The organism is Bacteroidota bacterium (assembly GCA_018816945.1).
GTDB lineage: Bacteria > Bacteroidota > Bacteroidia > Bacteroidales.
This window is the reverse complement of sequence record JAHIVC010000052.1, coordinates 40,381-64,432: the sequence shown is the minus strand read 5'-3', so window position 1 is coordinate 64,432 and position 24,052 is coordinate 40,381. Positions and strand designations below refer to the sequence as shown.

The window sequence follows — 24,052 nt, the reverse complement described above, 5'->3', positions numbered from 1 at the left end:
TTCATGCTTATGTGTATGATCATGTCCCATTAATTTTTGATGGTTTTCGTTTTATTGATAGCGTGATAAAAAGCCTCATGAATTTCCGTTCGGATATTCAAATCCATGATTTTTGAATTTGCAGCATCCGGATGGATGCGATTTGATAAAAACACATAAACCAGTCCGTGCTGTGGATCGGCCCAGGCATAAGTTCCTGTAAACCCGGAATGTCCAAAACTATCTGCCGATGCACTGAAGCTCACAGCACCACCTTTGACATACTCAAGTAGTGGTTTGTCGAATCCCAAACCACGTCGGTTTTCGTTCAGGGGGAATTGATATTTTGTAAAATCATTGATGGTTTGTTGCGTAAAATATTGCTGTCCGCCGTATGATCCTTTCTGCAAAAGCATTTGCATAATAACGGCAAGATCTGTGGCATTAGAAAACAACCCGGCATGCCCGGAAACACCACCAAGCATTGCAGCTCCCGGATCGTGAACGTCCCCATGAACCAATTGGTGCCTGAACATAGTATCCAATTCGGTTGGGATGATCCTGCTTAGAGCATATTTTCGTCTTGGTAAATACGAAATATTTGATAATCCAAGTGGCTTGTAAAAATGCTCATCCACATATTGATTCATGGGTTGATTATTGATGCTTTCGATAGCTGCCGCCAATAAATAAAATCCAAGGTCACTGTATTTATAGTCATTTTTTTCCCTTAAGGGGGAAAGCAAAATGCTGTCGACGATATGATATTTATAATTATCCCTGATGTAAATATTTTCTGCAACGCGAATAGGATAAAGCTCGGAAATACTAGTATGATAAACTGAAGTGTCCAATTTATTTTCAGTCAATGTACTCTGAAAATAGGGAATCCAAGCTTGAAATTGGGCTTGATGCGTCAATAAATCGCGAAGTACAATATCTCCTTTATTTGATTTTTTCAAATAAGGCAGATATTCTGAGAGTTTTCGGTCAATATCAATTTGTCCGTTTTCTTGCATCTTCATTACAGAGATAGTAGTAGCTGCAATTTTGGTAATAGAGGCAATATCATAAAGGTCTGTCAGTTTAACAGGAATTGTTCCAGAATAAGTTTGATTGCCAAAAGCTTTATTGTAAAATACGACTCCATCTTTTAACGCGATTATTTGACAACCGGGATAAGCCTTCTTTGCAATCCCTAACATGGCAATAGAATCAACCTTTTTCAAATAATTATAATTTATATTTAATTCTTCCGGTCTTCCAAATTTTATGCGATTTGCAACAGTCTCAATTCCTGTGTTTATCGAAAAAAATGGGCTCACCGTAACCGGCAATTTACCTTTGGCAGCAACTCCACCAAAAATTAGTTGAGCCGATAAATCGTAAGTAAACTCGTTATCTTCATAAGATACCAGTATCGATTTGAAACGGTCATCATTCTTGAATAAAGAGAGCGCATAAGGATTTGAAAATAAATCCAGAATAATATTTTTACTTTTTAATAAACTATCTACAAACGTGAAGGTTGAAGGGCTTATGCCAAATTTATTAGCTGGGTAAATGCCCGTATTTTGGATGGCAACAATCACAAGATTGAACTGTTCAAGTTCTGATAAAATGGCTTGTTGTTCTTCAAGGCTCGACTCTTTGTTCAAGTAAAAATGTTTTATCGGAGCATAGTTATTTAACCGTTCCTGAAATTTTGTTGATGCACCAACTCCGATACCGATGCTGGCAATTTTTAAAGTATCAAGCCTTTTTAAAGGAAGCAAGGAATCTATATTTTTTACTAAAGTCAGTGCACTTTCATAAAGTTCTTGGTTAAGGTAGTTTGCATCTGCGTTATTAATATCTTCTAGTAAATAATTCGGATTTATCGAATATGGATTATTCAACCCCGCTTTGAATTTGTAGGCCAATATTTTTTTGCAGCTTTCCTCAATACGGCTTTCAGGAATCTCTCCATCTTCCACAGCTTTTTTTAATATTCGCATGGCCGTTGGCACTTCCTTCGGGAGTAAAAGAATGTCGTTTCCTGCTTCTAGTGCTTTTTGTTCAATGATACCGGGTTTGAAATATTTTGTAACACCACTCATATCCAGGGCATCAGTTACAACTAATCCCTTAAATCCCAATTCATCCCTGAGCAGTTTGGTTACTACATTATGAGATAGGGTAGAAGCAGTATTTTCTGCGTTTTCATAGGCAGGAATGTAGAGGTGTGCAATCATGATTCCGCCCAAGTCGTTTTTAAAAAGTTCTTTAAAAGGGTACAACTCAATGCTGTCAAGACGTTCTCTGCTCTGATTGATAATGGGCAAACTTGCATGAGAATCGGTGTCGGTGTCGCCATGGCCGGGGAAATGCTTGGCAGTTGCTATAATTCCATTATCCTGTAATCCTTTCATGTACATGAGGCCTTTTCGAGTGACGTTATATTTGTCTTCTCCAAAGGATCGCATATTTATTACCGGATTGTTGGGATTGATATTGATATCCACTACCGGTGCGAAATTCATTTGAATTCCTAATCGTCGGCATTGTCTTGCAACTTCTGTACCCATTTTATAGATCAGGCTGTCGTTTTGAATGGCTCCCAAAGTCATTTGGTACGGAAATTTTATAAACTCATTCAATCGCATAGCCACACCCCATTCGGCATCCATTGAAATAAAAAGAGGAGTTTGAGCAATTGATTGCCATTGATTGGTATGTTCTATTTGCTTTAAAGCATCAAACCTGAAAAAAGTAACACCGCCAATATTGTAATCTTTAATGTATTTTTCAATATTTCCATCATAAGCTTTCCCAGCCTCATTAGCCCTTACGATAATGAGTTGTCCAATTTTTTGTTCCAAACTTAATGACTTATAAACCGAATCTACCCAGTGCTTTTCTTTCAAATTCAGCGAATTAGATTGTGCTAAAACCCTTGATAAAGAAGGAATTGTTATTGTGATAATTAAGAAAAACGAAAAGCAAAACTTTCTCATGAATAGTAATTATTTAGAAAGTTTAAAAATAGGAATAATTTTGAAACATTAAATTGAAATGCGAACATTAATTTCAAAATCAGGCATTCTTTCTTAAATTAATATTTATTCTATTTTACTAACAATTGTTAGTCTCTAAAACTTAAAAACTTACTTTTGCAAAAAAATCATTTATGTCAAATATCGAAAATTTACAACAGATTGCAAGTCAGGTAAGAAGGGACATAGTTAGGATGGTTCATGGTGCGAAATCAGGTCATCCGGGAGGTTCGCTGGGTTGTGCCGATTTTCTCACGGCCTTGTATTTTAAAATCATGGATCATGATCCAAAGAATTTTAAAATGAACGGTAAAAACGAAGATGTTTTTATTTTATCAAATGGCCATATTTCACCTGTTTTTTATAGTGTTTTAGCTCGAAATGGGTATTTCGAAATTAATGAATTGGGAACATTTCGTAAACTTCATACACGATTACAAGGACATCCTTCTGTTGCTGAAAATACACCCGGTATCAGGATTGCATCCGGTTCATTGGGTCAGGGACTGTCTGTATCAATTGGAATAGCTGAAGCCAAAGAATTGGACAATGACGATAAACTGGTTTATGTATTGATGGGGGATGGCGAATTAGAAGAAGGACAGGTTTGGGAAGCAGCCATGTATGCAGCTGCCAAAAAAGTGGATAATCTGATCGCTGTTGTAGATTTAAACGGTAAACAAATTGATGGCCCAACCGAAGACGTATTATCCTTAGGTGATCTGAAAGCAAAATGGTTGGCATTTGGTTGGGCAGTATTGGAAATGGATGGCCATGATATGATTGCTATTTTAAGAACCATGAAAGAAGCTAAAGACAAAATCGGAATGGGAAAACCAGTAATGGTTTTAATGAAAACAGAAATGGGGATGGGTGTGGATTTTATGATGGGGACCCATAAATGGCACGGAAATGCTCCAAATGATGAGCAATTAAAAAATGCACTTTCGCAGTTAACAGAAACATTGGGGGATTATTAGAAAGAAAATGTGTTAAGGTGTTAAAGAGTTAATGTTATTAGAGTCAACCTTTTATATTCTTAAGCACGTAAACACACGAACACGTAAATACTCAAACACATCAACATAATTAGCATACCTAAATAATGAAAGATATAAAAGTAATAGATCACAGAGATACCCGCTCTGGTTTTGGAGCCGGATTGCACGAACTAGGTAAAACCAATCAGAATGTGGTTGCTTTATGTGCCGACTTAATCGGATCCTTAAAAATGGATGCTTTTGTGAAAGATTTCCCGGAACGTTTTTTTCAAATCGGGATAGCAGAAGCAAACATGATTGGCATAGCAGCCGGATTAGCCATCGGAGGTAAAATTCCGTTCACTGGTACCTTTGCCAATTTTTCTACGGGCAGGGTTTATGATCAGATCAGACAGGCGGTTGCATATTCAAACAAAAATGTGAAAATTTGTGCATCGCATGCGGGTGTTACCCTGGGTGAAGATGGTGCCACTCATCAGATACTTGAGGATATTGGATTGATGAAAATGTTGCCTAATTTAACTGTGATCAATCCTTGCGATTATAACCAAACCAAAGCGGCAACAATAGCAATTGCAGATCATGTGGGCCCGGTTTACTTACGTTTTGGACGGCCCAGTGTTCCAAATTTTACAGCGGCTGATCAAAAATTTGAGATTGGCAAAGCATTGATGATTAATGAAGGAGCTGATGTAAGTATTTTCGCTACGGGTCATTTGGTGTGGCAGGCCATTGAAGCGGGTCATCAACTTGCTGCAATGGGTATTAATGCCGAGATTATCAATATCCACACCATCAAGCCTTTGGATGAAGAAGCAATCCTGAAATCAGTGACTAAAACAAAATGCGTTGTTTCTGCTGAAGAGCATATGCGCAACGGGGGATTGGGTGATAGCATAGCCCAATTATTGGCTCGAAAATTACCAACTCCGATGGAAATGGTTGCAGTAAATGATCAGTTCGGACAAAGCGGTACACCGGATGAATTGTTAACGGCCTATGGCCTGGATGCCGAACATATCATTAAAGCTGTTCAAGCAGTTTTGATTCGAAAATAAAAGATGCTTTAATTATTTTAGCTTTATAATTAAGTAAAATTGTGAAAATTACCCGATATCTCATAACAACATTTCCTGTTTTTCATAACTTCGTTACGTATTAAGAATTATTTATGCGCATTTACTTGATAGGTTATATGGGAAGTGGTAAAACCACTGTCGGAAAAAAACTTGCTCGTTTGCTTGATTATCAATTTATTGATCTGGACGAAATTTTTGAAGAAAAGTATCATTTAAAGATTACGGATTTCTTTGTAAAATATGATGAACAGGCATTCAGGGAAATTGAATCAAATCTGATTAAGGAAACTGAGCAAATAGATAATGTTGTAATTTCAACAGGGGGAGGTGCACCTTGTTTTAACAATAATCTTTCTCTGATGAAAGGTATGGGACTGACTGTTTATCTTCAAATGAGTATTCCTGCGTTGGTCTATCGTTTAACGAACGCAAAACGCGTACGTCCTTTGCTTAAAGATATGAATGAGAATGAGCTGACTACATTTATAACTGAGCAATTAAAATTGCGGGATGTATTTTATAAAAAAGCCCAGATCATTGTGAATGGTGAAAACAGTGAAATTGAAATCTTGGCTCAATCCATCAAATTACACCCGCTTTTCAAGTAAAACCACATTTTCAACATGATGCGTATGTGGGAACATATCTACCGGTTGCACCCTAACAACTCTGTAATTATCATTTAATAGCGCAAGATCACGTGCCTGTGTCGCAGGATTGCAACTGATGTACACAATTTTTTCTGCCAGAATAATATTCAATTGATCAATCACTTTTTGGTGCATCCCTGCCCTGGGTGGATCTGTAATGATAATCTCAGGCCTTCCATTCTGAGTTACAAAATCTTCAGTCAAAATCTTTTCAATAATGCCCGCATGAAAAGAAGCATTATTTATTTGATTAAGGCTTGCATTTACTTTGGCATCTTCGATTGCGGAAGGAACATATTCAAGCCCAATAACTTTTTTTACAGAACCGGCAATGAAGATGGCAATACTACCCGTTCCGGTATAAAGATCATACACTGTTTCGTGACCTTTAAAACCCGCAAATTCGGCTGCAATATCATATAAATGGTTGGCTTGTTTTGAGTTTGTTTGAAAGAATGAAATGGGCCCTACCTTGAATTTCAACTGCGTTTGTGGGGCAAGCAAAGAAGTCATTTGCTCGGTGTTGAACTGTTTTCCATGAAAATGTACAAAGGTCTGATCAGAAATATCGTCATTTTGTTTTTGATTGATGACATAAAAAAGGGAGGTAATCTCAGGAAATTCATCCTTGATGAAGTTCATCAGATTTTTGATGTTTTCTTCATCCCTTTGACCAACAACCAAAATTACCATTAAATCGCCCGTATTGCTTGTTCTTATGGTCAGGTTACGTAAAAACCCGGTCCAATGGCGGGCATTATAGAAGGATAGTTGATGCTTGAAGGCATAATCTTTAATAGCCAGTCGAATTTTATTTGATGGTTCTGCTTGCAAATAGCAATGTTCAATATCTACAATTTTATCGAATATGCCAGGAATATGAAACCCAACACCATTGAAATTGGTTTTGCTGTGATCTTCATTTTTCGAAAATTCGCTTAACCATTTTCGGTCGGAGAAAGAATATTCAAGTTTGTTTCGATAATAAAAAACATCCTCAGCTGCCAGAATGGGTGAAATTTCAGGAAATTCTACTTTGGCAATTCTTTCCAAACAGTCTTTAACCTGTTTTTGTTTATAAATCAACTGTTGTTCGTACGATAAGTTCTGCCATTTGCATCCACCGCATACGCCAAAATGCGAACATTTCGGTTCAATTCGTAATGTTGAATATTTATGAAAATGGACTGCTTTTCCTTCCTTATACGATTTTTTGGCTTTTGTAATTTGAATGTCAACAATATCGCCCGGAACCACGAATGGAACGAATATCACCTGATTCTCAACCCGTGCAATGGCTTTTCCTTCGGAGCCTGCATCAACAATTTCAACATTTTTAAGAATTGGAAAACTTTGTTTGTTATTTCTTCTGGGCATCTTAATTTTTTTTGCAAAAATAGTTGAAAGATAAATCTGCACCTACGATTAAATCTAAATAATGAGGCTAATGCCATTATTCTTATCTTGAACAGATCATGATATTTAGTTGGATTTTTGGTAAATTTGTGTAAAACGCTGAATCATGAAAAAAGTATTGTCTGTAGAACAAATTCGTGAGGCTGATGCTTATACCATCAAAAATGAGCCTGTCGCTTCAATTGATCTGATGGAAAGAGCTTCAATGAAATGTGTGAAATGGCTGGAAGCATATATGGATCGGATTTATGCCTTTTATATTTTTTGTGGGCCGGGCAATAACGGAGGTGATGGTTTGGCAATTGCCCGATTGTTAGCAGAAAAAGGTTTTGAAGTAAAGGTTGTTATTCCCGAGATTACAGAAAATTATTCACTTGATTTTAAAATAAACCATGATCGACTGGTACAACAGCAAAAATGTGAAATAATTAGCTTAAAATCTTTAGACAATTTTCCTGATATCCCCGAAAATCATATCATTATTGATGCAATATTTGGTTCCGGATTATCAAAGCCTGTTAGTGGATTGGCAGCTGAGCTTATTAATGAGATTAATAAATTAGCTTGTATAACCATTGCCATCGATATTCCTTCCGGATTGTTTGCAGATCGATCATCGGTTATTGAGAAAGCTTCAATTATTCAGGCGGATTATACTTTATCGTTTCAATCTTCAAAACTTGCTTTTTTTATGCCTGAAAATGACAGGTTTGTTGGGAAATGGGAGATTCTATCCATCGGGTTAAATGAAAAATATATTGATGAGGTTAAGGTCAAGGATTATTTAATCAAGAAAAATGATTGCAGAAAAATTTACAAAAAGAGAACTAAGTTTTCACATAAAGGAAATTACGGTCATGCTCTGCTAGTGGCGGGAAGTCTGGGGAAAATGGGTGCAGCAGTACTGGCTTCAAAGGCATGTTTGCGTTCCGGAGTGGGGTTACTTACTTCACATATTCCCCAGGTTGGAAATGATGTATTGCAAACCGCAGTTCCTGAAGCAATGATCAGCCTGGGCCGATTTGAAAACTCTTTTAGTAATGTGCCTGATTTAAATAATTATTCAGCTATTGGTGCAGGACCCGGCATTGGAACCGAGGAGCAAACCCGCAATGCCTTAAAAGTACTTATTCAAAACACTCATGTACCAATGGTATTTGATGCAGATGCTTTAAATATCCTTGCTGAAAACAAAACCTGGCTGGCTTTTTTGCCAAAAGGCTGTGTAATTACACCACATCCAAAGGAATTTGAACGCTTAGCTGGTAAATCAACGAATGATTTTGAAAGAGTCGCGTTAGCGAAGGAATTTGCCGTTAAACACGATCTGGTTGTTGTTTTAAAAGGGGCATACACACAAATTGTAACTCCTTTGGGCGATTGTTTTTTTAATTGTACCGGAAATCCGGGAATGGCAACTGCTGGAAGTGGGGATGTGCTTACAGGCATTATTTTAAGCTTAATGGCTCAAGGTTACACCGGTGTTCATGCTGCATTAATAGGGGTTTATGTGCATGGATTGGCCGGTGATAAGGCAGCAAAGAAATCAGGCGAAACCTCATTAATAGCAAGCGATATTATCGAAAATTTGGGTAAAGCATTTAAGGAAATTGAAATTAAAAAAGTTTGATAATTAAGCCACTTTATCTTCTACCACAAAATCTTCCTCAATTCTGAGGTTATCGATGATGAAATTTTGTCGCGTTGGAGTATTTTTCCCCATATAAAACGAAAGAATATCCGATATGCTCGCATCTCTGGTAAGCAGTACAGGATCTAAGCGCATTGTTGAACCGATAAAATGCTTGAATTCGTCAGGTGAAATTTCCCCTAACCCTTTAAATCGTGTTATTTCAGGATTTACACCCAGGCTACTGATTGCTTTTTGGCGTTCTTCTTCCGAATAGCAATACTTCGTCGTTTTTTTATTTCGTACCCTGAATAATGGTGTTTGCAAAATGTATACATGTCCTGATTTGATGAGGTCGGGATAGAATTGAAGAAAAAACGTTAAGAGCAATAATCGAATGTGCATCCCGTCCACATCGGCATCGGTAGCAATAACCACATTGTTGTATCTCAGGTTTTCTATGCCATCTTCAATGTTGAGTGCCGACTGAAGCAAATTAAATTCATCATTCTCGTAAACTATTTTTTTACTGAGGCCGTAACAATTCAAGGGTTTCCCTTTTAAGCTAAAAACCGCCTGTGTGTTTACATTTCTCGATTTTGTAATTGATCCACTAGCTGAATCACCCTCGGTTATAAAAAGGATGGTATCTAAACGGTTTTCATGATTTGAATTATAATGAATGCGGCAATCTCTAAGCTTCTTATTATGAAGGCTGACTTTCTTTACACTTTCTTTAGCCAGTTTTTTAATCCCGGCTATCTCTTTTCGCTCCTTCTGGTTTTGCATTATTTTAAGCAATAATGATTCGGCGGTGTCCGGGTTCTTATGTAAAAAGTTATCCAGATTTCGTTTAACAATATCTGTGATGTAATTGCGAATGGTTTGACCTTCGGGCTCAATATGCTGAGAACCTAATTTTGTTTTGGTTTGTGACTCAAAAACCGGTTCCTGGACTTTTAAACTTACAACTGCCAGAATTGAGGTATGAATATCAGAAGTATCAAAATCTTTGTTGTAAAACTCACGAATGGTTTTTACGATTGCTTCCCGAAATGTTGCCTGATGTGTACCTCCTTGCGTTGTATGCTGTCCGTTTACAAACGAGTAATATTCTTCTCCGTATTGCTTTGAGCTATGTGTAAATGCAAAATCCAAATCATCTTCGGTAATGTGGATGATTGGATATAAGATGGGGCCGTTTCCATTAATATTCCGTTCAAGTAAATCTACAATTCCGTTTTTTGCAATAAGTTTTTCTCCATTAAAATTGATGGTCAGGCCGTTATTCAGAAAAACATAATTCCAAAGCAGTTTTTCAACATAATCCATGATATAATGGAAATTGCCGAAAATCTGATCGTCAGGTATGAAATTAATTAAGGTGCCATCTTTTTCAATTGAAGGAACAATTTCGGCATCCAGCATGAGCTCACCCCGTTTGTATTCTACAATTTTAGTGTGTCCTTCACGAATTGACTGGACCTTGAAATAGGATGACATGGCATTTACTGCTTTTGAACCTACTCCATTCAATCCAACAGCTTTTTTGAAAACTTTAGAATCGTATTTGGCACCGGTGTTGATTTTCGAAACGCAATCAATTACTTTTCCGAGTGGCATTCCGCGACCGTAATCACGGATGCTAACCATTTTGTCAGAGATATCAACGTCGATGTTTCTGCCATTGCCCATTACAAATTCATCAATGGCATTATCAATAATTTCTTTGATTAAAACATAAATCCCATCATCCTGCGAAGCACCGTCACCAAGCTTCCCAATATACATTCCTGGTCTAAGTCGGATATGCTCCTTCCAGTCAAGCGATCTTATACTATCTTCAGTGTAATTTTCTGACATTATTACCAGTTTGCGGCAAAATTAAAGATTTGACTCATCACTATGATGTGAATTTCATTTATTTTTCAAACAAGTTCTGTTCATATCTTACAGTGACAATATAATCAGGAAGATAACTTGAATGTTTTTTTTGGATGTTTTGTAAATGATTTGCCCAGTGAAATGATAATCACTCCGGTTAAGGTGAATAATCCTCCCAAAAGCTGATACGATTGGGGTAAGGTGCCAAAATAGAGATAGGCTCCGATCACCACAAACAAGCTTCGGCTGCTTCTGATGATTGATGATTTGGATGCTTCAATATATTGAAGAGAGGAATAATTTGCCAGACCGGTTAAAAATGGCCCCAATAATGATCCAATCAGTAAGTTAAAGAATACCATCCATGAAATTTTAATGGAAAATCCGTAGGATATTAAGAGAATGAATGAAAAAATAAATAATAGCAAAGATCTGTTAATGCTTAGGATAGCCGGGGGTATCAGTTTAATTTTTCTTTTAGCATAAATGATTGCAAAGGCATAGAGTGATACAGATAGTAAGATATATTGTGAGCCTGGAATCAACAGATTGTTTAATCCTGTATCCCCTTTATAGCTGATAATTAGTGCACCCAAGATGATGAACACCATTCCCGATGATTCAATTAAATTAAATCGTTCTTTTAAAAGTACGACTCCCAGAATTGCAACAAACAATGGGTTGGTATCTGCCAGAAATGAAATTACAGCAGGGTTATCAGCTGATTTTATCGCTATGAAAAATAAAGTGGTAGAGACTAATTCAAGTAAGCCTATTACCCCAATCGCAATAAAGGATGAACGGCTAAAACCTTTAATATGCTGTAGTTTCTTTGTTTTTACCGAATAAATCAAATTCCAGAGCAAACCCAAACCAAACCAGTAAAACCCAAATTGGATTAAATGAATTTCAGTTAAAGCAGCTTTACTGAATATATAGACATTTGACATGGAAATTGCACCAATCAATGCCCATATAACACCCTTAAACTGATTGCTTTTGTTCATTTGAAATTTTTAGCAAAGTTAGCAAACTTATATTTGCAAAAAGTTGTAGCAGATGATGTGATGCTGTTTATAACTCATTATGAATTTTATCTCATTCATAATTTATGATGTGTCAAAATAAGGCCGTTTTATAAAAATAATTAGGCCTCGTAGCGAATGTATTTATCACATTATTAGCTAAATGTTGTAAAAAATACAGGTTAAAATTATTTTAGACAAGAATTCATTTGGGTGGCAAAAACATGTTGTGTTTATGAATTAAGGTTTGAATTAAGGGATATTTTTTTAACTTGCCACGTTTTTTTCAAGGGAAAGAATATAATAATAGTGAAATATTTAAGTTATATCAGCCCTGAGATGATATTAAATGCACCTGGTCAATTAAATAAACCTTATTTGTCAAAGCTATGAAAAAAGACGGTTTTCCACTAAAGCGTAACTATAAAGAACGATATGATATTACTCGAAATCCCTCCAGGATAAGAAGTTCAGATGTCATTGCAGGGGTATTTGACAATATAGAATACTTTAACTCGCCCGATCCTTCTTTAGTTGCTGCTAAAGGTTCTGTTGATGGAGTTGTATGTTATATCCTTGGTCAGGAAAAAAGAAGGCAAGGTAAAGATAGTTTAGCCACAGGAATGATAACTTCGAAGGGATTTGCCTATGTATTGGATGTGCTTGACCTAGCTGAAAAAAATCAAATTCCGGTCGTTTCTTTTATTGATACTTTTGGCGGTGATACTTCCATGGAATCTGAAATAGGGGGACAATCTTTTTTGATTTCCGACTGCATCAGCCGTTATTGCGGTGTGAAAACAGCAACTGTTTCGTATGTGATAGGTGAAGGTGGGAGTGGTGGTGCTTTGGCTTTGCAAGTAGCCGATCGGAGTTATATGCTTGAGAATTCTTTGTACTCGGTGATTGCACCCGAGAGCTGCTGTCGTATTATCTTTCATCGTAGATTGACCTCGGGTGAAAATATTGAAGACACGGTTCCTGATGCACTTGAAATGTTAAGGCCGGGTGCTGAGCATATCAAGGAAATTGGAATGATAGATGGTATTTTGCCTGAGCCCATAAATGGTGCTCACGAAAATTATGAATTTACCATCGACACCATAACAGAATCGCTTACCTTAACACTAAAAGACTGGGTTGTAGAATTAAAAACGGGGGAGAAGGTCCTTAAACCCAAATTGGTTGATAAATTGCTTATTGAACGACGACAGCGGGTGCTGAATTATGGAATGTTTGAAGATACGATTGATAAGCTTACCAAACGTAAAATCTTGAAAAGTATTCATGAAAAAATAAATACCATTGATATTGAGCGCGAAGAATTTTACACCCAATTGCTCATGAAGGCCCACATGGAAAAAAAGGGGATCGAAGAAACAGAACTCTTTGAATGCACCAAAGAATGGGATATAGAGAAAAATCTTTTTAAAGTTAAGGGTGGATGCGGTTTTGTACCCTATCAACAATATGTAGATAATTATTATGCCTGTCCAAAATGTGGAAAAGGAGAATATCTAAGTGTTGAGGACCAGATAGATAAAATATGTGATCAGGATACTTTCGAGGAGATTGAAAGTGATCTAACCATTCATAAATTAATTGGGAAAGAGCGCTATTATTTTGGAAGTTATCAAAATTCACTGGATAAAACTATTGGCAAAACATTTTCGAAAGAAGGTCTTGTGGCTGGTACTGCCAGGATCAATGGGAAACCCATCGTGTTGATCATATCTGATTTGACTTTTTTTGGTGGTTCTTTCGGAGCGGCCTTTGGCGAAAAGTTCAAGCGTGCAGTTGATTTTGCCGTAAAACATAAATATCCAATGGTTTCAATTTGCGCATCGGGTGGGGCAAGGATGAATGAGGGCCCCATGTCCTTAGCTCAAATGGCAAAAATGAACATGGCCATTTTGGATCTGAAAAAAGCCGGTGTTTTATTTTTATCGGTTATTACCGGACCGACCACAGGTGGTGCTTACGCAAGTTATGCTACCCAAGGTGATGTGATGTTCGGAGAAATAGGTTCGCTGGTTGAATTTGCCGGCCCAAGGGTAGTTATTGGGGCCGGTTTTGAGGTAGATCCAGAAATAGTATGTACGAATAGTTTATATAAAACGGGAAAAATTCAACATCTGGTCCATCGTAAAGGCTTAAAAGAAAGCCTGGCTTATTATGTAAATATTTATCACGATATCACATTTCCTGCAGAGAGAAGAATTACTGGCAGGGTAAATGATTTCCGTAAACCTGTTGAACCGAACTTTGCTTCTGAAAAAGCTTAAGTTGTAAATCGACTTGGAATAAAAAGGGCTATCTATAACGCCGACATTATCTAAAACTTGTCAAATCGAGACTCCCGTTTAGCATTTGTCGAAACCCACTGTTGTGCGAAGTCATGTCTTTGGCAGATAAATTTTAAACTTCGCACCGCTTTGTTTTTCAAAATCCAAAATTTAAGCAACATCTGTTGAACGAAGCCATATTTTTGGCAATTAAACTTAAAGCTTTTCAATGCTCCACTGCTCTAATCAAATGAAATCATCCTCTTGGTAGCTTTAGCTCTATTCTATTGCAAAAGTCATCATGAAACCATTTATGTTGTAATATTTTGAAAAGGGATTCGTCTTCTCCGTGAATTAAGTTAATATTAAAAACATGAAAAAATTGTTTATCCTATTCTTCGGTATGCTTATTATCCCTACTTCATTCGGACAATCGAATGATGTTCCAAAGCAAGCACAAATAATGACACTTGGCGTTTTTCATTTTGCCTATCATAATTTGGATGTTGTAAAAACAGAAAAAAAAGATCAAATCTCGGTGCTTGATGAACCTTATCAATCAGAAATAATTGAAATATGCAAAGCCATTGAGGAATTTAAACCGAATAAGATTGCGATAGAAGCATTACCAGCTAAACAATACCAAATAGATTCATTATATTCATTGTATAAGTCGGATAGACTTACATTGGATAAAGATGAAATTTATCAACTTGCTTTTCGGATTGGGAAAAATTTGAACCTGCCTCAAATTTATTGTGTTAATGATTGGGGCAAACATTATGCTACCCTTGAAGCATTATTTGACGATAGTATCCGATCTGCTAATTTTGAGGATTATTATCTCAATTCTCCCGATTCTGTATATAAGCTGCCTAAACCATCCGGAATAGTGAACAGCATTGTTAATGAATTGATCGAATTAAATGATCCCCAGCATATTAAAGACAGGTTGTCAGTATATTTATTGACTCCTTTTAAATATGAAGAACAAAACGGTGATTTTATTGGAGTTGATTTTGAAACAGGCAGGTGGTTTAACCGGAACCTGAGAATTTTTAGGAACCTTCAAAGAATAACTTCTAATCCTGATGATAGAATTTTATTAATAATCGGAGCTGAGCACATCAATTTGTTAAACTATCTCTTCGATGTTTCAAAGGAATTTGATTTAGTCACACCTTTACCTTATTTAGAAAATGCGAAAATAAAAATTGACTTGTAAGTTATTATCTATTCGTATTTGTATATGCATTTAGGGATTTGTATTAAATAGCACGCAGTTATATTTCTATACTTTTAACAATTTTATTTCCTTACTTTTTAAAACTTCGCACCGCTTTCTTTTTCAAAATCCAAAACTTAAGCAATACTTGTTGTGTGAAGCCATGCTCCAGGCAGTTAAATTTAAAGTTTTTCACTACTAATAAAATGGTTATATTCTCCAATTGTGGGGAGGTCAATTTACCTAACCTACGGATCATTTACAAAATATTACGATCCTGATGAATCCCTCAGATATTTTGTAACAAGTATAAGCGAAGAATCATCAGGGTCGATGGTTTCTTCAAATCCCAATCCTTTGATAAACTGGAGCATACCAGCGTTATCTTTGAGTACAGAACCATAAATTCGTTTTAACCCGCGAGCTTGAGCATGATTTATCAATGCATTCATCAGTTTTGCCCCAAGGCCAAGATTTTGCCATTCATCAGCAACTACAATTGCAAATTCGCAGCCCTCGTCATCCGGATCAATGATGAATCGTGCAACGCCGATTTCTTCTTCCAATGATGCTCCTTTATACAGCATAATCAGGGCTTCTTCGCTCAGCGGGTTGGGATTTGTAAACCTCTCCAGATCCTCCTTATTTAGTTCTTTGATTGATCCATGAAAGCGCAGGTAGCGAGACTCATTTGAAAGTTTACGTACGAATTTTTGTTCCTTGGTTGCATCGCCATGTGCCATATGACGAAGTAAAAACCTTTCACCATCATCAAAATTCAATGTTTCTGTATTAGCATTATCAATCATAATCTGATCCTCCAGTTGTTAAAAAATGACTTATTAAAACTTATGCAACATCTCATACTGCCCAAACCCGGCTTTAAAACCAAGGCTTTCAATAAAAATTTTAGTGCCTTTATCTTTGAAATCGGTATTGATAATTTTTATAATGCCACTCTCGGTGGTATTACAAAATGTTTTAAAAAGTGCTGTCCCCAATCCCTTTCTTCTGAAATTTTTGGCAATGGCAAATTGTGGGATATCTCCAGTGTGTGTTTCGATGATTCCATAGCCAACTAAGGTTTTTTCATTGAAAATGCCCAGGATTTTAAAGAACGATCGCTTGCGTTGAATTGAATCAGATGAGTTTTGCCATGAAGGTGTAAAATCACGGAAAGTACTGAATAAATCCCATTGAGGTTCATCAATCTCATTAATGCTGAATCCGGTTATTAACTCTTCAGTGGTAGTATTAATCGATTCAATTGGGGATACGAAATAATCAAATTCCCTGAGCACCTCAAACCCGGCCTTTTTGTATAATTCGTAGGCCTTGGTATTTGTCTTGATCACTTCTAGTAAATATTGATTTACCCCATGCTGCTTCAATACCGGAAGCGATTCATTAAAAATGCGGGTGGCAATTCCTTGTTTTCGATATGCTTTAACTATACCGGTACCTGTATCGTAAGCGGTAAGTATATTGTTCCATAAACCAATGCCGTTTAAGATAAAACCAATCAGTTCTTCATCATCAAAAGCACCAAACGATAATTCAGGCACAAAGCCTCTTCGTTCAATCATGTACTGAAGTTGTTTGACGGTCATGTCAAATGGTTCTTCATAATCAGCAAAAGCTATAACAAATGCCTGATGTATGCTTTCAATAGAAGTGGCACTTAATGATTTAATGTTGATCATCTTTTAGTTTTTTTGTTAAAAAGGTGTTTTCGTATAACTTCTTCACTTGCAAGAGGTCATTAAGTGTTAAACGTAAATCGCTTATATTTATTTCTGCTTCTTTTTTATAGAAGTAAAGAATAACCATGGTTGTAACAAGGTAGGAAATACTACTTGCAAATCCTGCTCCTAATATCCCAAATGCCGGAATCATCCAACTAAATAAGGGTATTGCAATACAAAGTCCTGCAAAAGATGCAATGGAATTAAAATGGTACTTGCCAGTTCCCGAAAAATAGTGACTGATAATAATATTCAAATTGAGAAATAAAACACCCGGAGCCAGTGATTGAATAACCAATCGTACATCTCCGAAGCCTTCTCCAAATATAAATTCATAAAAAGAGGAGGGAAGAAAAATCATAGGCAGTAATATGACAAAACTGATCACAAAACTCAATTTACTTAAGTTTAGGGTGAGTTTTTGAGCTTCTTTTTTGTTGCTCATATTCACTATTCTGGAATATTGAACCATGCTGATACTTCTGCTCAATAGCCAAACCGATTCGATAAGAGAAGTTCCATTTGAATAGATCCCGACTTCAGCTTCGGAATAGACTTGACCTAACCAATAATAACTCATCCGAAAGCTTAACATCTGAAAAATATGTGCCAATTGATTAAGAAATCCCAAACGGAACATCTCTGAGAGTATATTAAAATTAGATTGCAGTTTAAATATTACAGGTGTTTTTTTTGCTTTAAGTAATAGTATAAAACTTAGAATTACCAAGATGCTAAGCGAGAAATAGAGTGCATTAAAATAGGTGTCGATACCAACTTGATTCCCGAACAGAAAGAAGGCAAGGAGGAATCCGATAATCATGAGCGGTTGCAGAAACCAGATGAGATTGGCAGTTTTTACTTTTTCGAGCCCAATGAGCAGGTTCGAATGGATGGAGATAAATGAAATAAATATTGATAAGATGCAGATATTTAAAATCAATGTGTTTTCAATAATCCTGGTTGTGGTCAGGATAAAATAAAAAGCCAGGCTCATTAATATTGACCATATATACGAAGGCAAAAGCAAACGCGCATACCCATATCGCGGCAATAAGTAAACCAAAGTGCTTCCTCCAACTAAATTCGAAAAGATAAGAATGTAGGTGATGGTTGCAATGATCAGTCCCTGCTGACCTTTGCCAATGGCTCCAAGATGCTGGGAAATAAAAATTGCAATCAGCAAATTTAAAACTGCTGAAAAAACTCGGGTGCCTAAGGTATTGATGATTTTTTGAAACAAACTTAAGTTTTATAAATTGATGTGTAAATATCGTAAAGTTTTTTACCAATTACCTTCTTGCTGAAATGTTCGATGGCGTATTGCCTGATTTCATTTTTATTAAAGAATGCCAATTCATCCAAGGTATGATTTAATATTTTTAAAAATTGATCTTCATTTCCGGCATCGACCAAAGCACCTCTTTTATTGTTCAAATGCTCATGAATGCCTCCAACCCGACTTGAAATTACCGGAACCCCGCATGCAAAACTTTCTAAAATAACCACGGGCAAGTTTTCGTAATGGCTGAACAAAATCATCAAATCGGCAGAACTGATATTATCTGCTAATTTTTTTCCTTGCAACATTCCTTCAAAAAAAACCAGATTATTCGTTAGTTTGTATTCATCTGAAATTTGTTTCATCCGATCAAAATCTTCCCCTTCACCTATGAAATGCAATTTAAAATCTTGTCTGATGGTACTTAATTTTTTAATGACCCTCAAAACTCCACTGATGTTTTTTTGTGCATCGGTAAAACATGAAAGATGAACGATCTTTTTAATTGTATGGGTTTTTTGATCTGAACAGGGAATGAAAAGATCAACATCAACCACATTTGGGATCACCTGATAATTCTTATTTTTTAACCCATGCGATTGCATCGCCTGTTGGAGATTTTCTGTAACGGGCATCACCGCTTTAGCATTTCTAACAACCATTCCGGTGATCATCTTTCGGAAGCTCCCTTTAAATGAATTTACTTCAGGTAAGTATCTTGTCCAGTGTTCGGTAATGACATAAGGGGTTTTTGTAAAAAACCCATAAATCAATGCTATTAAACCAAGTCTGGTTAAAACATTTACATGGATAAGATCAGGTTTCCGATCAGAATGTGATATGAGTTTGATTCCTTTAAAATTGTAAAAAAAGAATTTGAGCAAGTTAATCAGGCGGGCAATAACCGGCATTGGGAACTGCGATTTTTGAAAATAAATTCTACAGGTTTGGATCTCATCTTCCAATGTTATTGAAATTTCTGTTTTGTTTATTCTTATTTGATCGTCAGAATGTACATAAAGTACGCTAATATTGCAATGTTTCGTAACTGACTCCGCATGTCGTTTAATGAATAAACCGGGCATGCAATCGTACTTATTCGGGTACCATTTGGGTAAGTATAAAACGTGAATTTTTTTTGAATCAGATTGTAACTGCATCCTTTTTATTTGTTGAATTGCCAAATAAAAATAAGAATAATTTATAAGGAATTGTTGATTAATTTAATGGCGTTATCCAATCGCTCTTTTCCAATTCCTGAAACGATTTTATACCTGAAATGGTGGAATTTTAATTCCTTCCGATACTTGTCGAAAAAGTATTCCCTTAAATCAGGATGTTCTCGCTGTGGATCCTGTTCCCAGGGCAAATCGATATCACAGAGTAAATATAAATGGTAATCGCTTTTTTTAATCTGATCTAAAATCCATGGATCACAATTTTGGTATTTATGTTCGCTCCAAATTTTTGTAACAATCAATTCTGTGTCACAAAACAAAAATTGATGAGCCTTTTTTGCAGTCTCAGTTTCCAAATTAACCTGTGATTTAGCAATAATCAGGATATCTGCCTGGGTATAAGGTCTGCCGATTTTATCAATGTATTCACGGGCAAATTCAGGAACCCATAAATCTTTGTAATAATCGGATAGTTGTTGACAAAGCCTTGATTTCCCGGTAGATTCCGGTCCGGTTATAGCGATTCGTTTAAGCAATTTCCTGTGCCTCCTTAATTTTTCTTTTCCATTCAATATAACCTAAAACCGCAAGGATTAAAAACATTGAAAACTGAAATGAGGTGAGTACAAGTCCTTTGTAAAAATACAGGGGAATTGAGATCACATCTCCAATTATCCAAAGTATCCAGTTCTCAACTTTCTTGCGTGCCATCAACCACATCCCAACTAAAAATATGGCAGTAGTAAGCGAATCCCAATAGGGAACATTGCTATCTGTGTAATTTTTCAGGATATAAATCAGCGTTATCAGGAAGAAAACGAACATAATAAAATTGATAAAATATTCCTTTTTTGTACAAAAACTGATGGGTAGGATCTTTTCTTTTTTGTCCTTTTTGGTCCATGCATACCAGCCATAAATACTCATTACAAAATATACAAAATTGATTCCCATATCAGCGTAAAGTTTTACTCCAATACAGATATAAAAATAAATTACAACGCTGATAATTCCGGTAGGATAAACTTTGATGTCGGCTTTTTTTGCGTACCAAACACTTAACAAACCAAAAAATACTGCAACGATTTCCAGTAAAGTTGTATTAAGGATGTTTTGGTATAAAACGTCAAAGATATTTCCTGAATCCATTAATTTGTGCTCAGATTGGCATTAACTATTTTAAGGATAAAAACAGAATGAGGTATTTCAAATGATTTATGGATTTCTTCAGTCAATGCATTCATCACATCAAAATACTCACCAAAGACCTGCGTACTCATCCCATTTGTTTTGGTCTTTATGTTCTCATGTTTATTCAGCCGATCAATAAAATCAAGTATGGCAGGGATAAACTCTTCTTTTAGCGGGTAATAACTGATGTCGACAGAGGTATTCATAAAGTGATTTTTAAAGCTGAATAAGTATTAATAAATAAGATTATCTCATGTCAACGATCTCAAAGTTAGGATATTTTGCTTCATTAAATACAAATTCAAACTCACCTACTTTTTTATTCAAATTGTATTTTTTGATAGTATAAGAATAGGTACTTCCGTTTTTATCAAACATTGAGAAACTGTATATCTGATCCATGCCCTTTTCAATGGCAACTTCTATTTTTGTATAAATTTTGCCTTTCAGTGGAGTCAGCTCAATTAAATCGACCTTTTTCCCATTAATTACATCTTCTTTTAAGTATGTTGACTTATAATTGTCGCTATAAGAATTTAATAAATTAGTAGGAGTAATTGATTCCTCATTTTCCTCAACATCATTAATCATTACTTCCTTGTTTTCTAGTAAAAGGGTCCACATGGTCTTGCCATCCGAAATAACAATTTGTTCAGATAATGTAAGCTTGTATTTATCACCCATTACAAGCAAAACTCCATTCTTGTTGTCGTGGATATCTGCCTCAACATTGACCATAGCAAGTGTAAATTCAACTTCCATGGTTTTGTAAGATTCAGTTTTGGCGATAACACGGTCAAGTATCTCAGTAGCTTTTTTGTCTTTTTGGGCAAAACTCCCAATAGCTATTATTGACGAAATTATAAATAAAAATGTCTTTCTCATTAGATTTTAAATTGAGTTGTTTATTCCTTGTTTAAGTCTTTCAAAAATTGTTCTAAAGCAAATTCATTGGCCACTTTAACCTCTCTTGCTTTACTTCCCTCAAATGGGCCAACTATCCCGGCAGCTTCAAGCTGGTCAATAATTCTTCCTGCCCTGTTATAACCCAATTTGAGTTTTCGTTGTAATAATGAAGTTGATCCTTGTTGCGTTTGCACGATAATATATGCAGCATCTTCAAACAATTCATCCCGGTCGCTAAGATCAATATCCGTGCCACCATTTATGTCATTATCATCTGCATACTCCGGCAGAAGATAAGGTGTTGCATATGCTCGCTGTGAACCTATAAAGTCGGTTATTTTTTCAACTTCATCCGTGTCCAGAAAAGCACATTGCAAACGGGTTAAATCACTTCCGGTAGCTAAAAGCATGTCTCCACGTCCGATCAATTGATCTGCTCCGCCTGTATCCAAAATGGTGCGGGAATCGATTTTTGAAATTACACGATATGCAATACGGGCCGGGAAGTTGGCTTTAATGGTACCGGTAATAATATTGACTGATGGCCGTTGGGTCGCGATGATAAGATGAATTCCAATGGCTCTTGATAATTGAGCCAAACGAGTAAGGGGGTTTTCAATTTCTTTTCCGGCAGTCATAATTAAATCGGCAAATTCATCAACTACCAAAATTAAATAAGGCAGATAGCGGTGACCATGAACCGGGTTTAACTTTCTGGCAATAAACTTGGCGTTATATTCTTTGATATTTCTGACCTGCGCATCCTTGAGCAATTCATAACGGTTATCCATCTCAATGGTTAACGAATTCAGCGTTCTTACAACAAGACGGGTATCAGTAATTATGGCTTCTTCCGAATCGGGTAACTTGGCCAGAAAATGCCTTTCAATTTTTGAGAAAAGCGAAAGTTCAACTTTTTTTGGATCGACAAGAATAAACTTTATTTGGGAAGGGTGCTTTTTGTAAAGCAAGGATACTAAAATGGCATTCAGCCCAACCGATTTACCCTGACCGGTCGCCCCTGCCATCAATATATGAGGCATTTTAGTTAGGTCGACAATAAAACTTTCGTTGGCAATTGTTTTCCCTAAAGCCAGTGGAAGTTCCATTGTGGTATTCCTGAATCTTTCGGAAGCCAATAAAGATTTCATGGAAACGATTTCCGGGTTTTTATTCGGAACTTCAATTCCAATGGTCCCTTTTCCGGGTATCGGGGCAATAATCCGGATTCCCATTGCAGCAAGGCTTAGTGCGATATCATCTTCCAGATTTTTAATTTTTGAAATACGAACGCCCGGTGCAGGAATAATTTCGTACAAGGTTACAGCCGGGCCGATGGTTGCTTTAATCTTGTCAATTTTGATTGAATAGTGATTCAACGTTTCGACAATCCTGTTTTTGTTTTCTTCCAGTTCGTCTTTATGAACGGATATTTGATCGTCGTTATAATTTTCCAGCAAATCAAGTTTCGGAAATTGATAATGTGGCAAATCTAAGGTAGGGTCATATTCTGTGTCGATTCCAAAATGTTCAAATTTTCCGTTGCTGAAATCTTGCTTTTCTTTAAGCGGCTCTTCAATGGTAAGTTCAATATCTTCTTCTCTCATACCAGGTGGAATCTCATTATCGACAATATCAAGATCAGGATCGGGAAATTCATCAAAGTCCTTATTGTTTGATTCATCGTCCGATATCACACCAACCACTTTCTTCTTACTAAAATTTTCATCTTCAGTTACCGAAAATTCAACAGTATTATACTTGTCGTTCGGATAAATAAAGGGGATTTTTTCGCCATCTTCCGATACATCCGAATCCGGTTTTTCTTTGCTCTTGAATGGATTAAAATTAAAGTTGAAAGAAATAACAACATATGCGAACAAGATAAATATCAAACCGATGATTACGCCCGGGACACCAATAAAACCGATAAGTATGAGATTAGCTTGATACCCAAAAACCCCTCCCAATACCGAATAATCAGTATTCATAAATAGGATTCCCATTGTAACGGGGATCCATAAAATAAGAATGAGCGAATGCCAAAATAATTTTGCTAATGGTATGATCTTTAGCCGAAACAATAAATAAAAGCCGTAAATAAAGAGATTTATAGCAAGTATAAATGCAGCTATTCCAAGTGTATCGTTGATAAAAAATTTGGCTAAATAGGCCCCCGTATAACCGGTCCAATTTTGAACTTCGGGATATTGGTTCAGTTTAAAAAAAGTTGCTGAAGCAATTTTGTCGTAATCAGTCCAGCCGGTATAAAAAAAAGAAACAAAACCTATTAAAAGGTAAATAGATGCCAAAATTAAAAAGAAGCCAAAAACACGATGGAATTTGTCGTTTTTTAAAAATGCAAAAGGAAGAAATGTACGGGCACTTCTTATCTTTATTTCTTTTTCTTTAGGAGCTTCTGTTAGTTTCTCCTTAAAAGAATTGCTTTTTAATTGGTTGACTCTTCTAGGCATTTGGTATGAATGTTCAGATAACAATAATAACAAAGGTAATAAAATCTAAATGATAATATTGCCTAAG

At 36.2% G+C, this 24,052-nt stretch carries 19 protein-coding genes; 6 read left to right on the top strand and 13 right to left on the bottom strand.

Going from position 1 to position 24,052, the window contains the following annotated elements; translation table 11 throughout:
• Positions 1–29: 29 nt before the first annotated feature.
• The gene (locus KKG99_07960; protein ID MBU1012926.1) at positions 30–2,975 is read right to left on the bottom strand and encodes a serine hydrolase; all 2,946 of its coding nucleotides are present in this window, start codon (positions 2,973–2,975) and stop codon (positions 30–32) included.
• 173 nt (positions 2,976–3,148) lie between these two features.
• Here KKG99_07960 and KKG99_07955 point away from each other — a divergent pair, with 173 nt between their 5' ends.
• From KKG99_07955 to KKG99_07945, 3 genes are all read left to right on the top strand, one after another.
• On the top strand, positions 3,149–3,994 hold the full coding sequence (locus tag KKG99_07955) for a transketolase (protein MBU1012925.1): 846 nt from the start codon (positions 3,149–3,151) through the stop codon (positions 3,992–3,994).
• Positions 3,995–4,119: 125 nt separating this feature from the next.
• Positions 4,120–5,073 carry a transketolase family protein gene (locus tag KKG99_07950; GenBank protein MBU1012924.1) on the top strand — a complete coding sequence of 318 codons (954 nt, stop codon included), beginning with the start codon at positions 4,120–4,122 and terminating at the stop codon, positions 5,071–5,073.
• Positions 5,074–5,186: 113 nt separating this feature from the next.
• Positions 5,187–5,702, top strand: a complete 516-nt coding sequence (locus KKG99_07945) for a shikimate kinase (protein ID MBU1012923.1) — start codon at positions 5,187–5,189, stop codon at positions 5,700–5,702.
• On the opposite strand, the gene rlmD is transcribed toward KKG99_07945, so the two are convergent.
• Positions 5,682–7,121: a 23S rRNA (uracil(1939)-C(5))-methyltransferase RlmD gene (rlmD, locus tag KKG99_07940; GenBank protein ID MBU1012922.1), complete on the bottom strand. Its 1,440-nt coding sequence runs from the start codon at positions 7,119–7,121 to the stop codon at positions 5,682–5,684. The genes KKG99_07945 and rlmD overlap by 21 nt on opposite strands.
• 145 nt (positions 7,122–7,266) lie before the next feature.
• Between rlmD and KKG99_07935 the strand changes: the two genes are divergently transcribed.
• Positions 7,267–8,790 (top strand): NAD(P)H-hydrate dehydratase, encoded by a 1,524-nt coding sequence (locus tag KKG99_07935; protein ID MBU1012921.1) that lies wholly within the window; start codon positions 7,267–7,269, stop codon positions 8,788–8,790.
• Between the two features lie 3 nt (positions 8,791–8,793).
• On the opposite strand, the gene KKG99_07930 is transcribed toward KKG99_07935, so the two are convergent.
• A complete protein-coding gene (locus KKG99_07930) occupies positions 8,794–10,653 on the bottom strand; it encodes a type IIA DNA topoisomerase subunit B (GenBank protein ID MBU1012920.1) in 1,860 nt (619 codons plus the stop codon).
• Positions 10,654–10,757: 104 nt separating this feature from the next.
• Positions 10,758–11,681 (bottom strand): DMT family transporter, encoded by a 924-nt coding sequence (locus KKG99_07925; GenBank protein MBU1012919.1) that lies wholly within the window; start codon positions 11,679–11,681, stop codon positions 10,758–10,760.
• Between the two features lie 407 nt (positions 11,682–12,088).
• Here KKG99_07925 and KKG99_07920 point away from each other — a divergent pair, with 407 nt between their 5' ends.
• Positions 12,089–13,984 (top strand): hypothetical protein, encoded by a 1,896-nt coding sequence (locus KKG99_07920; GenBank protein ID MBU1012918.1) that lies wholly within the window; start codon positions 12,089–12,091, stop codon positions 13,982–13,984.
• Positions 13,985–14,357: 373 nt separating this feature from the next.
• Positions 14,358–15,209: a hypothetical protein gene (locus KKG99_07915; protein MBU1012917.1), complete on the top strand. Its 852-nt coding sequence runs from the start codon at positions 14,358–14,360 to the stop codon at positions 15,207–15,209.
• Between the two features lie 269 nt (positions 15,210–15,478).
• Here KKG99_07915 and KKG99_07910 read toward each other — a convergent pair whose 3' ends face one another.
• From KKG99_07910 to KKG99_07870, 9 genes are read right to left on the bottom strand one after another with little or no spacing between them, the layout of a single operon-like run.
• Positions 15,479–16,018 carry a GNAT family N-acetyltransferase gene (locus tag KKG99_07910; GenBank protein ID MBU1012916.1) on the bottom strand — a complete coding sequence of 180 codons (540 nt, stop codon included), beginning with the start codon at positions 16,016–16,018 and terminating at the stop codon, positions 15,479–15,481.
• Positions 16,019–16,051: 33 nt separating this feature from the next.
• Positions 16,052–16,912 carry a GNAT family N-acetyltransferase gene (locus tag KKG99_07905; GenBank protein MBU1012915.1) on the bottom strand — a complete coding sequence of 287 codons (861 nt, stop codon included), beginning with the start codon at positions 16,910–16,912 and terminating at the stop codon, positions 16,052–16,054.
• Entirely contained in the window at positions 16,899–18,197 is a 1,299-nt protein-coding gene (locus KKG99_07900) for a polysaccharide biosynthesis C-terminal domain-containing protein (GenBank protein MBU1012914.1), read from the bottom strand. Before KKG99_07900 ends, KKG99_07905 begins: the two co-directional genes overlap by 14 nt.
• Before the next feature lie 2 nt (positions 18,198–18,199).
• Positions 18,200–19,396, bottom strand: coding sequence for a glycosyltransferase (locus KKG99_07895; GenBank protein MBU1012913.1), 1,197 nt, complete (start codon positions 19,394–19,396; stop codon positions 18,200–18,202).
• A 41-nt stretch (positions 19,397–19,437) separates the two neighbouring features.
• A complete protein-coding gene (locus tag KKG99_07890) occupies positions 19,438–19,950 on the bottom strand; it encodes an ATP-binding protein (GenBank protein MBU1012912.1) in 513 nt (170 codons plus the stop codon).
• On the bottom strand, positions 19,943–20,563 hold the full coding sequence (pnuC, locus tag KKG99_07885; GenBank protein ID MBU1012911.1) for a nicotinamide riboside transporter PnuC: 621 nt from the start codon (positions 20,561–20,563) through the stop codon (positions 19,943–19,945). The genes KKG99_07890 and pnuC overlap by 8 nt, the downstream gene beginning before the upstream one ends.
• A complete protein-coding gene (locus KKG99_07880) occupies positions 20,563–20,811 on the bottom strand; it encodes a hypothetical protein (protein ID MBU1012910.1) in 249 nt (82 codons plus the stop codon). Before KKG99_07880 ends, pnuC begins: the two co-directional genes overlap by 1 nt.
• Before the next feature lie 40 nt (positions 20,812–20,851).
• On the bottom strand, positions 20,852–21,490 hold the full coding sequence (locus KKG99_07875) for an outer membrane lipoprotein carrier protein LolA (protein MBU1012909.1): 639 nt from the start codon (positions 21,488–21,490) through the stop codon (positions 20,852–20,854).
• A 20-nt stretch (positions 21,491–21,510) separates the two neighbouring features.
• On the bottom strand, positions 21,511–23,985 hold the full coding sequence (locus KKG99_07870) for a DNA translocase FtsK (GenBank protein MBU1012908.1): 2,475 nt from the start codon (positions 23,983–23,985) through the stop codon (positions 21,511–21,513).
• Between the last annotated feature and the right edge of the window lie 67 nt (positions 23,986–24,052).

Coding starts and splice junctions, on each gene's coding strand:
- KKG99_07935 (MBU1012921.1), top strand. CDS start 7,267: ATGAAAAAAGTATTGTCTGTAGAACAAATTCGTGAGGCTGATGCTTAT.
- KKG99_07880 (MBU1012910.1), bottom strand. CDS start 20,811: ATGAATACCTCTGTCGACATCAGTTATTACCCGCTAAAAGAAGAGTTT.
- rlmD (MBU1012922.1), bottom strand. CDS start 7,121: ATGCCCAGAAGAAATAACAAACAAAGTTTTCCAATTCTTAAAAATGTT.
- pnuC (MBU1012911.1), bottom strand. CDS start 20,563: ATGGATTCAGGAAATATCTTTGACGTTTTATACCAAAACATCCTTAAT.
- KKG99_07955 (MBU1012925.1), top strand. CDS start 3,149: ATGTCAAATATCGAAAATTTACAACAGATTGCAAGTCAGGTAAGAAGG.
- KKG99_07910 (MBU1012916.1), bottom strand. CDS start 16,018: ATGATTGATAATGCTAATACAGAAACATTGAATTTTGATGATGGTGAA.
- KKG99_07960 (MBU1012926.1), bottom strand. CDS start 2,975: ATGAGAAAGTTTTGCTTTTCGTTTTTCTTAATTATCACAATAACAATT.
- KKG99_07905 (MBU1012915.1), bottom strand. CDS start 16,912: ATGATCAACATTAAATCATTAAGTGCCACTTCTATTGAAAGCATACAT.
- KKG99_07925 (MBU1012919.1), bottom strand. CDS start 11,681: ATGAACAAAAGCAATCAGTTTAAGGGTGTTATATGGGCATTGATTGGT.
- KKG99_07870 (MBU1012908.1), bottom strand. CDS start 23,985: ATGCCTAGAAGAGTCAACCAATTAAAAAGCAATTCTTTTAAGGAGAAA.
- KKG99_07875 (MBU1012909.1), bottom strand. CDS start 21,490: ATGAGAAAGACATTTTTATTTATAATTTCGTCAATAATAGCTATTGGG.
- KKG99_07895 (MBU1012913.1), bottom strand. CDS start 19,396: ATGCAGTTACAATCTGATTCAAAAAAAATTCACGTTTTATACTTACCC.
- KKG99_07930 (MBU1012920.1), bottom strand. CDS start 10,653: ATGTCAGAAAATTACACTGAAGATAGTATAAGATCGCTTGACTGGAAG.
- KKG99_07950 (MBU1012924.1), top strand. CDS start 4,120: ATGAAAGATATAAAAGTAATAGATCACAGAGATACCCGCTCTGGTTTT.
- KKG99_07920 (MBU1012918.1), top strand. CDS start 12,089: ATGAAAAAAGACGGTTTTCCACTAAAGCGTAACTATAAAGAACGATAT.
- KKG99_07915 (MBU1012917.1), top strand. CDS start 14,358: ATGAAAAAATTGTTTATCCTATTCTTCGGTATGCTTATTATCCCTACT.
- KKG99_07945 (MBU1012923.1), top strand. CDS start 5,187: ATGCGCATTTACTTGATAGGTTATATGGGAAGTGGTAAAACCACTGTC.